At 43.3% G+C, this 14205-nt stretch carries 20 protein-coding genes; 7 read left to right on the top strand and 13 right to left on the bottom strand.

Features of this window, described 5'->3' with window-relative positions; genetic code table 11:
• From AC4OGX_RS05600 to AC4OGX_RS05545, 12 genes are all read right to left on the bottom strand, one after another.
• Window positions 1-453, bottom strand: a 453-nt coding sequence (locus AC4OGX_RS05600; RefSeq protein ID WP_493329002.1) for a pentapeptide repeat-containing protein, incomplete at its 3' end; no start/stop codon positions are given.
• A gap of 24 nt (window positions 454-477) precedes the next feature.
• Window positions 478-1212, bottom strand: coding sequence for a class I SAM-dependent methyltransferase (locus AC4OGX_RS05595; RefSeq protein WP_493329001.1), 735 nt, complete (start codon window positions 1210-1212; stop codon window positions 478-480).
• A gap of 101 nt (window positions 1213-1313) precedes the next feature.
• Window positions 1314-2492, bottom strand: coding sequence for an iron-containing alcohol dehydrogenase (locus tag AC4OGX_RS05590; protein ID WP_493329000.1), 1179 nt, complete (start codon window positions 2490-2492; stop codon window positions 1314-1316).
• Window positions 2493-2563: 71 nt separating this feature from the next.
• Window positions 2564-3088 carry a cysteine hydrolase family protein gene (locus tag AC4OGX_RS05585; protein ID WP_493328999.1) on the bottom strand — a complete coding sequence of 175 codons (525 nt, stop codon included), beginning with the start codon at window positions 3086-3088 and terminating at the stop codon, window positions 2564-2566.
• An 80-nt stretch (window positions 3089-3168) separates the two neighbouring features.
• Window positions 3169-4176, bottom strand: a complete 1008-nt coding sequence (locus AC4OGX_RS05580; protein ID WP_493328998.1) for a hypothetical protein — start codon at window positions 4174-4176, stop codon at window positions 3169-3171.
• Between the two features lie 10 nt (window positions 4177-4186).
• Window positions 4187-4720: a signal peptidase I gene (gene lepB / locus AC4OGX_RS05575; protein ID WP_493328997.1), complete on the bottom strand. Its 534-nt coding sequence runs from the start codon at window positions 4718-4720 to the stop codon at window positions 4187-4189.
• A gap of 10 nt (window positions 4721-4730) precedes the next feature.
• A complete protein-coding gene (locus AC4OGX_RS05570; protein ID WP_493328995.1) occupies window positions 4731-5762 on the bottom strand; it encodes a threonine aldolase family protein in 1032 nt (343 codons plus the stop codon).
• Window positions 5763-5906: 144 nt separating this feature from the next.
• Complete coding sequence (locus AC4OGX_RS05565) at window positions 5907-6674, bottom strand: ABC transporter permease (RefSeq protein WP_493328994.1); 768 nt, start codon at window positions 6672-6674, stop codon at window positions 5907-5909.
• The gene (locus tag AC4OGX_RS05560) at window positions 6671-7588 is read right to left on the bottom strand and encodes an ABC transporter ATP-binding protein (RefSeq protein WP_493328993.1); all 918 of its coding nucleotides are present in this window, start codon (window positions 7586-7588) and stop codon (window positions 6671-6673) included. Before AC4OGX_RS05560 ends, AC4OGX_RS05565 begins: the two co-directional genes overlap by 4 nt.
• Entirely contained in the window at window positions 7585-7797 is a 213-nt protein-coding gene (locus AC4OGX_RS05555) for a PLDc N-terminal domain-containing protein (RefSeq protein WP_493328992.1), read from the bottom strand. The genes AC4OGX_RS05560 and AC4OGX_RS05555 overlap by 4 nt, the downstream gene beginning before the upstream one ends.
• Window positions 7798-7841: 44 nt before the next feature.
• Window positions 7842-8942 carry a helix-turn-helix domain-containing protein gene (locus tag AC4OGX_RS05550; RefSeq protein ID WP_493328991.1) on the bottom strand — a complete coding sequence of 367 codons (1101 nt, stop codon included), beginning with the start codon at window positions 8940-8942 and terminating at the stop codon, window positions 7842-7844.
• A 1127-nt stretch (window positions 8943-10069) separates the two neighbouring features.
• Entirely contained in the window at window positions 10070-11071 is a 1002-nt protein-coding gene (locus AC4OGX_RS05545; protein WP_493328990.1) for a hypothetical protein, read from the bottom strand.
• A 193-nt stretch (window positions 11072-11264) separates the two neighbouring features.
• On the opposite strand from AC4OGX_RS05545, the gene AC4OGX_RS05540 reads away from it, so the two are divergent.
• The 7 genes from AC4OGX_RS05540 to AC4OGX_RS05510 all read left to right on the top strand — a co-directional run bounded on the left by AC4OGX_RS05540 (window position 11265) and on the right by AC4OGX_RS05510 (window position 14015).
• Window positions 11265-11453 carry a hypothetical protein gene (locus tag AC4OGX_RS05540; RefSeq protein ID WP_493328988.1) on the top strand — a complete coding sequence of 63 codons (189 nt, stop codon included), beginning with the start codon at window positions 11265-11267 and terminating at the stop codon, window positions 11451-11453.
• 78 nt (window positions 11454-11531) lie between these two features.
• On the top strand, window positions 11532-11666 hold the full coding sequence (locus AC4OGX_RS05535) for a hypothetical protein (protein ID WP_493328987.1): 135 nt from the start codon (window positions 11532-11534) through the stop codon (window positions 11664-11666).
• A 126-nt stretch (window positions 11667-11792) separates the two neighbouring features.
• Window positions 11793-12113: a hypothetical protein gene (locus AC4OGX_RS05530; RefSeq protein ID WP_493328986.1), complete on the top strand. Its 321-nt coding sequence runs from the start codon at window positions 11793-11795 to the stop codon at window positions 12111-12113.
• Window positions 12114-12334: 221 nt separating this feature from the next.
• Complete coding sequence (locus tag AC4OGX_RS05525) at window positions 12335-12661, top strand: hypothetical protein (protein ID WP_493328984.1); 327 nt, start codon at window positions 12335-12337, stop codon at window positions 12659-12661.
• Window positions 12662-12714: 53 nt separating this feature from the next.
• On the top strand, window positions 12715-12939 hold the full coding sequence (locus AC4OGX_RS05520) for a helix-turn-helix transcriptional regulator (RefSeq protein WP_493328983.1): 225 nt from the start codon (window positions 12715-12717) through the stop codon (window positions 12937-12939).
• Complete coding sequence (locus AC4OGX_RS05515; RefSeq protein WP_493328982.1) at window positions 12939-13466, top strand: hypothetical protein; 528 nt, start codon at window positions 12939-12941, stop codon at window positions 13464-13466. Before AC4OGX_RS05520 ends, AC4OGX_RS05515 begins: the two co-directional genes overlap by 1 nt.
• Window positions 13467-13505: 39 nt before the next feature.
• Complete coding sequence (locus tag AC4OGX_RS05510; RefSeq protein WP_493328981.1) at window positions 13506-14015, top strand: hypothetical protein; 510 nt, start codon at window positions 13506-13508, stop codon at window positions 14013-14015.
• Window positions 14016-14128: 113 nt separating this feature from the next.
• Here AC4OGX_RS05510 and AC4OGX_RS05505 read toward each other — a convergent pair.
• Window positions 14129-14205: hypothetical protein (locus AC4OGX_RS05505; protein WP_493329003.1), on the bottom strand; the 77-nt coding region annotated here is incomplete at its 5' end.

Below are 14205 nucleotides of genomic sequence, written 5' to 3'. Positions count from 1 at the left end.
GATGTGCAGCTTTCGGGAGGCATTTTTTTCAAATTTGGTCTTCTTTAGCTTCACCTCTGAAAAAAATGCCTCCCGAAAGCTGCACATCTCTGCTTTGCTTCCCTCAAAAAGGCTGCCTCCAAAATTTGCCAGGTTTAACTGGCTTTCCGACAGAACTACGCTCTTAAATACTGCCTTATCAAATCTGCTGCCGTTTCCTTTACATTCCGTGATCTCAGAATTCTTCCAGTAACTTCCGCTGAAAGTGCAGTTGGAAAAATCGCATTTTTCCAGCTTCGTCTGATAAAAACCAGCGCCGGTAAAGTCGCAGTCCACAAAGCGGCAGCGTTCAAACCGGGCTGAAACAAATTCCACCTTCCGTGCCAGGCTCCCTGTGATCACTTCGTCTTTAAACGCCCTGGCTTCTATAGGCATTTCATCCACCAGGGCCAGCCTTATCTCTTCTTCTAACATCGTTTTTATGTCCCTCTGTCTTGTTTATTCTGGTTTCGCCGCAGACACGAGAAGCATCATCGGTCTGCGCATTTCATCCTTCATTCCCGGAATGTCCATCATATTTTCCGGCGGCATCGGCTCCACTATCTGTTTGATCTGCAGCCCACAGTTTAACAGGGTATTCAGGTAGGTTGTCAGTGTCCTGTGATATTTGGTCACCCTTTCCCCCAGGAAGACTGCCTTGCGTTCTCCTTCATAATAATAATTATCCACCGGGAAATGCAGGATCTTTCCTGTCTCATCATAATACCAGTCCTGTGTGCCATAGGCGGTAAATACAGGATGTTCCACCGAGAAGACAAAATTCCCGCCCGGCTTTAGCCATCTGCTGATATTCGCTGCCAGCTCTTTAAAATCCCTCACATAATGGAACGCAAGAGAACTAAGTACCACATCGAAACTCCCGGCCTCAAAATCCAGATCCTCCATGGCCGCCTGCTGAAATTCAATATTAGAGAAGTTGTTCTTTTCCCCTGCGGTATCCAGCATCTTTTGAGAAATATCCGTTCCCAGGATATATTCTGCACCATGCTCTGCTGCATAGAAACAGTGCCATCCGTAACCACATCCAAGATCCAATACCCGTTTCCCTTTAAAGTCTGGCATCAGCTTCTGCATCTCATACCATTCTCCCGCACCATCCAGCCCTTCCCTGGAACGGCTCATCTGACTGTATTTTTCAAAAAATACAGAATCATCATATTTATTTTCCTTCATTTATTATGTCACTCCATCTGATTTGTTTTCCTGTGATTCTGCTGCTCCTTCGGCACCTTTTCCGGCCGCCTGCTTTATGCTCCTTATCCCAACAGACCATTCTATCTTGCGTTCATATAGATCCTGCGCATGTCTTCCTGATCCAGGACTTTTACACAGCCGATGGTCCTTTTTCCGAAAAAGCTGCACTTCTTGGACAATTCTTTTATCTGTTCATCACTCGGTGTAATTCCAAGTTCCTGCATCGTAGTCGGCATTTTTATAGAACGGAAAAACGCTTCCATAGCCTCGATCCCGCGCAGTGCAGTCTGCATCACATCCTCTGTATCTGCCACACCCATTACTTTCACGGCAAACTGTGCAAAGCGCTGCGGCCTTTCCTCCACCACATATCTCGCCCAGCTTCCCCAGACTGCTGCCAGACCTGCACCGTGGGCTACATCGAACATCCCGCCCAGCTCATGCTCCAGCTGATGTGTTGCCCAGTCTCCGCCATCTGTACCGCAGCCAGTCAGCCCATTATGGGAAAGGCTTCCTGCCCACATCACCTCGGCCCTGGCCTCATAACAGTCCGGTGTATCAAGCAGTATTTTCGCATTCTTCATTACCGTACGGATCAGATGTTCGCTGAACCCGTCTGTCAGCTCCATATTCTCTGTATGGTTCAGATATCTCTCCATGGTATGCATCATGATATCCACACAGCCGCTCATGGTCTGGTATTCCGGAAGCGTCATCGTAAGCTGTGGATTCATCACCGCAAACCTGGGGCGGCAGTAGTTACTGCTGTACCCTCTCTTGATCCAGCCTTCCTCCTTCGTGATAACAGAGGAATCACTCATCTCGGAGCCGGCTGCTGCGATCGTAAGGACCACACCAATAGGAAGACAGGCCTTTGCCGTCCTCTTCTTTTCATAAAAATCCCATACGTCCCCTTCATTCGTCACACCATACCCGATGGCCTTTGCAGAATCGATCACACTGCCTCCACCTACTGCAAGAATGAAGTCTACAGCTTCTTTTTTACAGAGCTCAATGCCTTGATATACAAGTGATAAATGTGGATTCGGCACCACGCCGCCCAGTGAGATATAGGAAACCCCTGCCTTTTCCAAGGATTGTAAGATCCTCTCAAGCAGGCCGCTTCTTTTTACACTCCCGCTTCCGTAATGGACCAGAACCCTTTTGCATCCGCATTCCCTGACCAATTCGCCCACTTCTGCCTCTGTCTCTTTCCCAAAGACCACCTTTGTGGGTGTATAATATTGAAAATTATTCATCTGCTAGTCCTCCTTTTTTTATACATAAGCCGTCTGACTGCCTTCTGACTGCAAGGCCTCCTGCAGCCTGTTTACTCGTTTATAATCTCGATCTGGCATACCTTCATTGCTTCCAGCGCCTGCTTATGCGTCTCATAGCTCACACCTGCACAGCAGGATGCATCTACAATAACCGGCACCTCCGGCATATACGCCTTTAGAAGCAGAGCATTGGAGATCACACAAATATCCGTGCAGACTCCGATCAGGGTGATGCTCTCGATCGGCTCCTCATAGGTATGATATGCTTTTAAGACCTGTCCCAGTCCCAGGCTCCCAAAAGTAGGCTTATCGATCGGCGTCTCCTTAAGATATGGTGCGATTTGGGGATGGATCTGCCAGCCCGGTGTTCCTTTGACACAATGGACAACAGGAAGCTTCTTTCCCTCCTGCGTCTCCATATAGTTTTCCTCATGGGTATCGCGGGTAGACAGAACTCTGCCGTCAAAATTCTGGATCCTGTCGATCACATTCGGCACAATAGCCTGCGCCTCTTTTGTTCCCAGTGCACCGTCTATAAAATCCGTCTGCATGTCAACTACCACTAATATCTTCATATCTTCCTCCTGTCTTGATGCCGGCTTCCCCAAAAGACGGAAGCGGCTTTTCTTAAAACCTTTCCTGAAACTTCCTGCTCCTATCTTCTCTCTTCTCTAAAAACCGGGATTGTCTCTCCTTCTCTTACCATATATTCCAGTCCGGTAATATAGAAAATGCTTCTTGCTTCCTCCCTGCTCTGGAATAGTTTGGAAAAGCATGACTGTATCTCTCCTCCATGTCGCGCCTTTTGATTTTCCGTCCCACATACTGCAATCGCAACAGGCCCTGAGCACCCGCCTATGACCGAAGCAGAACCGGCTTTCATTTTCCCGCTCCTTCTGCTTTTCACATAAGAAATAGAACTGTCAAACATAAGACGGTCTCCTTCCGGCAGAGGGGGTACAATTTCTGCTGTTCCCGTAAAAAAATAGAACTCTGTATTCAGGGCCGAACTGTCTGCCGCCTCTGTATCGTAAACGAAAACCTGATGCCTTCTTTGGGTGCCGGGATGAATAAACGACAAACAGGCTTCTTCTCCCGGTAAGATCTCTGACTCCCATTCAAGAGTCTCTGTCCTGTACTGCCTCCTTGTTTTGATCTCCATCGCATGCAATGGTTTCTTTCCCCAGCTTTCCGCTGTTTTGACCAGTACTCTCTCACAGAAAAAACAGCTGTCTTCCTCTAAGTAGTCTGGAAATCCATTGATAAGCTCCTTGACGTCCTGATCCTCCATGGCCTCCTCAAAGCCCGGCAGATGCCATCTGCTGCTTTTGCATATCTCTTGGATCCCGGAGCCGCCATTTAGGCTTATCTCTTGGATCTCTACCCCCTGGCAGGGATTTTCCTGCCTGATCTTCTGTTCCATGGCATCTGACAATCCGCCTGCCATTTTTTCCAAATCCCGGTATTTCTCATAATATGCCTTCACAGCTTCGATCTCTATGATCGTCAGAATATCAAACACGATCCCCTGCTCAAAATGATAAATAACAGGGATCACCCGCTTTAACCCTCCTGCAGTAAACCCGGCATTCACAGTCTGTACAGTATCACAGGGACGACTTTTTTCCACTCCCCACAGGGAACAATCAAAAAACACCTGCATGTTTTCCTCCTTAAAAGAAACCTTTCAGCTCCGGGAAATACTCGAACTCTGCCTTCCCGATGATGTCTTCCTTTTTCACATACTTATTCACCCAGAATCTGGAATCCCAGGAATTATTCCGGTTATCCCCCATCATGAAATAAGAAGCCCCTGGCACCTTATAGGGCCCGAAATCCTGTTCAAATTTCACTTCAATATAGGGCTCCTCAAGCGGCCTTCCATCAATATATACGACGCCGTCCTTTCCCTCAATGGTCTCCCCGGGAAGTGCCAGGATGCGTTTCATATATTCTGTCTTGGGCTCATCCGGGCAATAAAATGTGACGATGTCCCCCCGCTCTGGCTCATGAAACAAATATGCCTGGCGGCTTACCAGCACCCGGCTTCCCGTCATCACTGTATTTTCCATGGAGCCGGAAGTGACCTGAGCATTTACGACCAGAGTCTTACTGATAAGGACACCGACCGCGGCTGCTATAATTATGATCTTCAGCCAGTCTGACAGTTCACGCCACACATCGCTTCTTGTTTCTTCTTTTTTCATAAAGCTCCCCTTATCCTAAAATATCGCCGACAAGTTTCTGTACATTTTCCCTGCTTGTAGCCCAGCTTGTGCAGATACGAACCGCACTATGTGTCTCATCCACACGCTCCTGATAACAGAAGCTGTAATTTTCCTGTAGGTGTGCAAGCTTTTCATCCGGCAGGATCACAAAAATCTGATTGGTTGGATTTTCCACCAGGAACGGATAGCCTGCCTTTATACACGCACTGCGGATTTCCTCAGCCAGCTCGTTGGCGTGCTTTGAAATCTCAAAATAAAGGCCGTCCTCTAAAAGCGCCTGGAACTGCACTCCCAGCAGTCTTCCTTTCGCGAGCATGCCGCCCTTCTGCTTGATCATATAGCGGAAATCTTCTTTGAGTGCCGGATTTGAAATAACGACTGCCTCACCGAACAACGCTCCTACCTTTGTCCCGCCGATGTAAAATACGTCACACAGCTGCGCGATCGTCTCCAGATCCAGATCATTCTCCTTAGAAGTCAGGCCATAGCCAAGCCTTGCCCCATCCATGAACAGATACAGGCCGTTTTTCCTGCATGCCCCGGACAACGCTTCCAGCTCCGCCTTGCTATAGATGGTTCCCAGCTCGGTAGGATTGGAGATATAAACCATTTTCGGCTGAACCTCATGCTCAAAGCTGTCACTCTCCACGTGGCTTCTGTATGCATCCTCCACCTGCTTTGCCGTAATCTTCCCGTCTACAGACGGTAGTGCGATCACCTTATGTCCGGTAGATTCCACCGCTCCGGTCTCATGCACATTGATATGACCTGTATCCGCAGACAGGACACCCTGATAGGATTTGAGAGCCGCCGCGATCACCGTCATATTCGCCTGGGTGCCTCCCACCAGAAACTGAACCATCAGACTGTCATCATTACAAAGCCGCCGGATCACATTTCTCGCCTGCTCACAGTATTCATCTTCTCCGTACCCTGTTGTCTGCTCCATATTTGTCATGTTCAGACGCTCCATCACCTTCTCGTGAGCACCCTCGTTATAATCACAATTGAAATAAATCATCTTCGTCTTCCTCCTGAAGTAATAGTAGTAATCTGATTATACTACTGATGTGGGAAGTTTTCCATCACTTTTGAAAACGGAGCGCAAAGGGGTCAGGCCCCTTTGCGCTCCGTTTTCAGAATATTCTAATTTTATCAATTTCCCCTACAATTTCTTTCTATCAAAAACTACGCACACCGCAGCCACACACGCCACTGTACAGATTCCTGCCACGATCATCGGTTTCACCAGACTTCCGGCCTCCAGCTGCCCCTGCAGCAAAGGTGTCCCCCCTGCTGCCAGCTGGATAGGATTGTACTTTTCGGCCTTAGGCAACATATTCAAAAGAAACTGCACCACTACTGCCAAACCAGTAAAAAGCAGTGTTCCATAAGAGGTCCTGACAAGTACCCCTCCCAGAATCGTAACCGCTATCAGGAATACACCAAAAAGCCATAATGCAAAGACAGCTTCTGCAAGCCCTGGCATATTGACGGTTTTCCGCCAGTAAAACCAAGTATATACATATGCTGTGCCAAAGCATACCAGGTAAGCCCCTGTCCATAACAGTACTGCTGCGGTAAATTTGGAAAGTATCACAATCCTTCTGGACAGTCCCTTCGTCAGCACATTGATCAGCGTCCCCCGCGAATACTCGCCTGCCATCATCCCGCTTATCAGAATAACAACTACAAACAGACCGATCTGTGAGATGTTCTTTTCAAACTGCATCCAGGAATCCAGGGCTGTTGGGTCTGAGATTGTGATCTGCATTCCTTCCGGCATGAAGCTGCTTAAAAGCTCCGGCATAAACTTGGCTGCCAGCGGGCTCATAATCCCAAACAGGAGAAATACCAGTCCGATAATCATCAGCTTATATGTCCTTGTAAACTCTGTAAACTCTTTTGCTGTAAATGCTGCATATGCTCTCATTGTATTGCCTCCATAAATAATCCTTCCAGGGTCGGTTCCAGTATCTCCAGCCGGGACGGCATAAGTCTTGTCTCATTCAGCCCATGGATCAGCTCCGCCTCTGTCTGCTCGATATCCTTCGCATGGATGATGACCTGACTGCCCTCCGTCTTTGACCGGGACAGCAGACTTCGAAACACCGGCTCGTCTATAAACTGTTTTAGGACCTCTCTCCTTGGAAATTCGATCAGGAGACTATTTTTCTTATGTTTTTCCTTAATCGCCTCCAGCGTTCCTTCCATAACAGACCTCCCGTCATTCAGGACCGCCACCCTGTCACAGATCCGTTCTACATCAGACAACACATGTGTGGAAAAAATAACCGTTGTCTTCTCTCTGACCTGCTCCATGATTTCCAGCACTTCCCGCCGGCCCACTGGGTCGAGGGCGGAAGTCGGCTCATCACAGATCAAAAGCTTCGGTTCATTGAACAATGCCTGTGCGATCCCAAGCCGCTGCTTCATTCCCCTGGAATAACCGCCGATCCGTTTTCCCACACCTTTTAATCCCACAAGCTCTAAAAGCTCATCACTTTTTACCCGGATTTCTTTTTCGCTCATTCCTGTAATACGGCCACACAGCCGGAGGTATTCTTTCGCATTCATAAAACTGTAAAACTCAGGCACATCCGGCAGATAGCCAATAAAGCGGTTTGTCTTTGTCTGTCCATAAACTGCCTTTTCACCAAGCACACGGATTTCACCACGATCTGCCTTAAGAAGCCCCAGCACGATCTTCATAGTAGTTGTTTTTCCCGCTCCGTTTTTCCCAAGGAAACCAAAAACGGAATGCTCGGGTACCTGAATGGTCAAGCCCTCCAGGACCTGATGGGAACCAAACCTTTTCTTCAAGTCTTCTATTTCAAGTATGTTCATTCCTCTTCCCCTCTTCCAAAAACAAAATAAACCACCGGACCGATGATCTGAATAAATACCACGACCAGAATCCAGACAGCCTTATTCCCGAACCGATAGTTTGAATGCCGCAGAACATGAATCAGCGCCGTCAGCATTAAGATCAATTCTATAACCAATATCGGGATGAATAACGGCAGATATTCCAAAAACAACCCCAAATTATTCATAACTAAACCTCCTATTCTAAACTTCCATTACCCCATATATTCTACTAACCTGTTTTCCCGCAGTATTCCTCCAGACGTCTTATAAGACGCGTAAACCGTGGATATTCTTTGAGGCACTCAAAAGCCGGATTTCCTGCGACGGACTGTAAAACATTTTGTTTCAATCTCTCTTCACTTGTAGGTGCTTCCTTTCCCAAAGACAGTTCTTCCAGCCAGTCATCCACCTTATCGAAATAGGAATCCCCATGCAGTTTGAGCGGCAGTTTCTCTGCCATCATACATCCTGCATAACGCTCCAAAAATTCCAAAGCCTTCTCCGGCCTCTGAGCAATGCATTCATACCGGGCAAATGTCAGATAGACCTGGGCAGCCACATTAAAATGCAGTTGCTCCACATGAAATAAATCCATCAGCTCCAATGTACGCCTGATGATCTCCTCTGTCTTTTCCGAAGCCTCCTGCTCCCATGATATATATACTGTCGTATCCCCGATCAAGGTCAGCAGATGCTGATACATAGCAACCTGAAGTGTGGCCTTTGCCTTTTTTGAATCTCCTTTTATCTGAAAGGCCATCGCCTGCAGCTCCTGGTCCTGGGGAATCGCCTGCACCTGTTCACCCAGCATATCTAAGATTTCCTCCGGCTTCTGCATCATCAGACAACAGCTTCCTTTTAGCATCATGGCCTCTTTTATCACTCTTATTTCCTCCCCATTCTCAATCACGCAATCCAGCAATTGGTTCACTTCTTCCAGAACTTCCGGCGGATTTGGTGCAAGCTGGAAATGATTAAGGAGCAGTACTGCCATCTGCATAAGCAGAGGAAAACATGCATGGTACTTCTTGATATATTCATCACAAGCTGCCTTCACCGTCTCATATGGTTCGCTTCCAAATCTCCTGGCCATCTCATGATACAGCTTTCTGATATCTTCCTTCACCATCTGGGGTTCATATCCCAGCAGTTCATCTACGGAAATATTAAAATACGCCGCAAGTACCGGCAGTAATGTAATGTCCGGATAACTCAACCCCTTCTCCCACTTATTCACGGCCGGAGTAGATACTCCTAAATACTTTGCCAGTTCCTCCTGGGTCAAGCCACGCTCCTTCCTGTTCTTCCTGATCACCTCATGTATCTTCATAAACGCCTCCTAAAGCAGCGGTATATACATAAAGATATAAACATAACGATATATCCGTAAGCTTCTCCCGCCCGCTTTTCCATTTTATTTCTTCTTTCTGTTTTCAGGATAACAGACATCAGGTGCGTTAACAATAGAATGGTCGTTAAATTCTGTTAACAAAATTAACCAGCAGTTAAAGCCAAAAATAAAAACCACTGTAAATATAGGCTTTCCTGAATCTGTTTGTTACTAACGTGTTACTAACCGTTAAAATTCGATGATTGCTATTTGGGATTATTTAAGATTAAAATTACATATATCAGTATTGTAAATAAGGATATATTGATACACCAAAATCTATATCTGATCATTTACTAAATCGCAATATTCAAACCACGAATGGGCTACTGGGTAGTTTTAAGTACGTGGATTCTTCCAGCACAGGCACAAACGGTGGCATGTCAATGACAAATTCTGTCAACCTCGAAGCTGAAAGAATGTATATCGTAGTTGTCAGAAACCTTAATGGCAGTGATGGCGTCTACCCTCCTTATATGTATCTGCTTTACATGCGTAATAACGGATGGAGCAAGACATTGCTAGGGACTGAAAAAGATGTAAACACATTTGCAGTCCAAAACCATAAGTTGACAATAACCTTTAAAACCACGCAATTCGCAAGGATGTGGATATATCAGATTTAAGCTATTTGCTCCAGATTGTATCCCAATTTGTGCCATCGGAGTATATATATCTTAACCCAGTATTTTCAATGACCAGTTTGGCTACATGTCCATTCGCCAGGTTAAAATCAATGGCAAATGCATTCTGATTATCGTAGCTAAAATTGATAGAGTCCACATTAGTAAGTGAACGCTTGTCAATTTTATCATTGGCAATCTGTATATTGCGATTTAGTGATATAAAATTCACATTGACTAAAGAGATCATTAATATTATAATATATACAAGTTTCTAAAGAAACTTATCGATTGGATTATTTCTGATCGTGGATTGAAACATTAGCTTAATCGTTTTTAAAACGAAAATAAAAACTGCTATTCACTTTGAATCGAATAGCAGTTTTTATTTTAAAGATTTAGTTTCCCGTTCGTTTTCCATAAGGTTGATTGAAAAGACTGTTTTTAAGGCTTGTGAATATAGCTGTATCTGTATACACTCACACTTTCCAGAAATACCTCAACTTCTTTAAATTTTTCGCGATCATACAAATTGTCTGATGAATACCACCAAATTCTGTATTCCTTATAGTAAGGGTGCCCATCCCCAATATTACCCTCTGGAGAGGGAATACTAAGGATTGTCACCTCATCATGCACTTTAAATGCCGTGGAAAAAAATTGGTATCCTTTATCACGCTGGCGAATAGACGGTATACCAGACAAAATGTATTCATCATTACAAATTATAGATCCGTACCTGTTTTTTAGAGAATTCAAAAAGTCTTGCCACGGTTGGATATATATATATTCTCTGCTCCATTCATCCGTCTGATCTATTTTATATATACGTTCAGGATTATTTAAATTTAACTGTTTGATCTCAGTCTTCAACGTATCCATATAGAGATTTTCTTCTACATAATAGTCAATTTGATATAGCCATTGATCCGATGATGTGGCTATTACAGAAAATGTATTGTCATCATATATTTGTTTATCGGTTAAAGTATATGTATTCTCATTAATACTCACAGTTTCCCCTACAAGCCTTTTACTGTAACAATAAATTTCACCATTAGGGAATCCTTCTACTCTGGGGTCATAATCATATGCCCCTTTGGTTTTTAGATATATATATCGACCTTCGGCCTCAGCCCAGTCTCCCTGAATCGTTATATCTGCGTTCCAATCGTAGTTTGCAATTACCATCAAATTTAAATCGGTCATTAAGAAACGGTGGACTTTTTTTTCACCTATCCGAATGTATCCTTCTTTTATCACATCTATGGCAACATCTTTGTCCATTCCCCAATGAACATGTTGACCACTCACGTAGAAGAAAACCCATACTCTGTTTGGCATATCTTCAAGTTTGATATATAATTTGTTTAATTTCTTTTTTTTGATTTTACCGTTTGGGTAAACTTTTCTGTCATTGATTTTCTTTCTTAATCTCTTATTCATAATCCTTTCTCGCTCCTTCGCTTTTTGTTTTCCTTACTTTCTAATTGAATCATATCATATTCGTACGAACGAAAACAATTGACATATTTAATAAATCTTCTGAATACTTTTTGTGCAATTCGTACGAATGTCATGATTCTATTGTTTTATTCGTTCCAATATCGTATATTAATATATATAAGGAGGATTATTTATGGAAAATATGGAAAATGTAAAAAGAAAAGTATTATTTAATAAGCCTGGCGGTACGGCTAGTAAGAACGCGATTATGGCAAGGATAACACTCCCACCAGAATTTATAAAAGCTCTTGGAATTACGCAAGAGGAAAAAGAAGTTATAATTTCTCTCGAAAATGAGGCAATAGTTATCAGAAAAGCTTGACATATTCGTACGAATACTATATAATAAAGATAGTTAAGAGAGGCAAGCAACACTTAACAATCTTTGAAAGGAGATCTTATGGAAGAGATGGACAAAAAAGAAATCAAGGAAGTTATCGAATGGTGTGACGAAAAAGGTCACACGGAACATGAAATACTGGAGCTGATAAGAAGGATTGTAGATGCGAAACCAAGGGAGGAAAAAAGCGAATAGTAATAGGGTAAACAGGGAGGGCGGGCTTGCCACCGCTCCCCATCAAATAAATTATAACACAATTTTGTTGAAAATGAAAATATATAAATCTTTACCATATATCAATAGAAAGGAAGAAACTAGAATATGGAAAAATATGAAGTTTTTAAATCAGAAGGCGGATATAGAGTGTGTGGTGCTGTTTGGAATAATTCTCCTGTTATGGATAAAAGTCCGTGGTATGAAACTAAAGATGGTGCGGAATCCGCGGCACGGGAGATAAAATTTAAAGATGAAACTAGAGACTATGGAGTGTTCAGAAGAGGACAAACATGGATTGCTAGTCTTTCAGGAACTTTTTATAATTTTGAGACAAGAGCCACTGCCGTGGAATCAGTAATATCCGCGATCGAGAGGTTTGGATATAGTCGTGATTATATCCTTCAAAAAAGAAATGATCTTTCATAAAATAAAAACTGCTATTCAATTCAAAATGAATAGCAGTTTTTATTTTCGTTTAAACGATTCAGTTAATGTTTCAATCCACGATCGGAAATAATCCAATCGACAAGTTTATTAAAAACTTAGTTGCATTATAACATTATGTAACATTTTTGTCAATTTCTTCTTGACTTTACGCTAATATTAGCGTATAATGTAATTAAAGATAAGGAAAGGGGATCACCACAATGACAAAATTAGAGGCAATCGAAGACATCATGAACAGAATAGAGGAAATCAAAGATGAATATGCTTATGATTTTATCGGCGTAAGAGTTCAAGAAAATGAATTTACAGATGGTGAAATCCTTGACTGCTCTTATGTCTGGATTGACGGCGAATGCACTGATGAAGAGTTGGACGGAACATGTGCAGTAAACCTTGATGATGCAGAGCTTGCAAAAACATATTTTGGTGATCACGTAGCCATAATTGCCGGATACTATGGCGAATATGGTGAAGATCTCGGAGAAATAATCATAAGAGAGGCCGAAGTATTGGAGGTACTGGCATAATGAAAAGATATCACGATTGCATAAGAACAGACGGAATGTGTGGCATATGCCCTATGGTAAACAGAGGGCTTGACTGCCATAATAATAGGATCAATGGTCTACTCTATCAGCGTACTGCGGCGGAAATTACTCAAAAAGAACTTGCTGATAAATCAGGCGTAAATATACGCCAGATCCAGCGTTATGAATCTGCATCCAGTGATTGCGGAAATATGACTTTGCGGAACGCTATCGCCATTGCAGAAGTTTTAGAATGTGATGTGAGGGATTTATTATAATGATAAAAAAATGTAAAAAGTGTGGATTAGAGTACAATGGTTCTTCCCACTCATGGTATTGTCCGAAATGTAAGTCAGAAATACTTTTCGGACAAAGACAGAAGGATCTGGAAAGAATTAAGAATAATAAAATAGAAGGGATCTGTGTCATATGTGGAAAGAAGTTTGTTGCATATCACAAAAAAGAAACCTGTGGCCCTGAATGTGACAAGAAATTAAAATCGATTCGACAAACAGGACATGAGGTTAATAATATAACCAAAAGAAAGATAGCAGAGAAAAACTGCATAGAATGGCACTTGATAAGTCCAGAAGGAAAACACTATTACTTTCGCTCACTGAACCACTGGCTTCGCGAGAACGGAAAAGAACTATTTGGATGCGATCCTGATAGCCGTGAATTTACTAATGTTAGAACTGGAATAAGTGGTGCTAAAAGAGCAATGCTCGGTGGAAAGTATGGTTGTTGTACATATAAAGGCTGGAAAGTTATTCCAGCTATTGAAACAGAAAAGAACCACCACTGAAACTCTGAACAGTATCATGTGTGATGTGAGGAATCTGATATGAGTAAAAATATGTTGCCACGCACTTGTAGATCCTGCGGATGTACTTTTATCGGAGGCCCTCGCGCCTGGTATTGCCCAGAATGCCGCGCCGAAAGGGCAAAGGTAGCAAGCAAAAGATGTAAAGAGAAAATGAAAACCCCAAATTATATTCCGCTTGGATCAACCATAAAATGTGAAATATGCGGCAAAAATATAATAAAGACAGGTGGAGGGACACGCTTTTGCTACGAATGTGGAGCGAAACATTTAAAAGAAATAGACAATAAACAATCGCTTGAATGGAAATATAATAACAAGGATAAAATAAAGGAAGGTAAAAGAAAACTGAGTAAGAAACGGCGCGCAGAAGAGGGAAAGATATCTGGAATAAAGTATATAATCTGGGATAAAGAAAAGCGAAAATGGCGTGTTGTTCCTATCATAAACAAAAAGCAAGTTCATCTGGGCTATTTTGACGAGCTGTCAGATGCGAAAACTGCTCTGGATGATTTTTTGAATAATGCGTAAGTTTTTATACATAGAATTGTTAAATAATATAGAAAGGAACTAAAACTCCTCAACCATTTTTAGTTCCTTTCCCACCACATTCATGCCCGGGCCAGATGGACCCGGGCTATTTTTTATGCAATCTTGATCTGGATCGCCTCGAGCCGTTTTGACAAGCCATAGGTCCCGGCCTCGCCACCCTTGACCCAGC

The sequence above is a fragment of the Faecalicatena sp. genome, from assembly GCF_058819085.1.
Note: the sequence above shows the minus strand (reverse complement) of the source record. Positions and strands in the feature narration are given on the sequence as shown.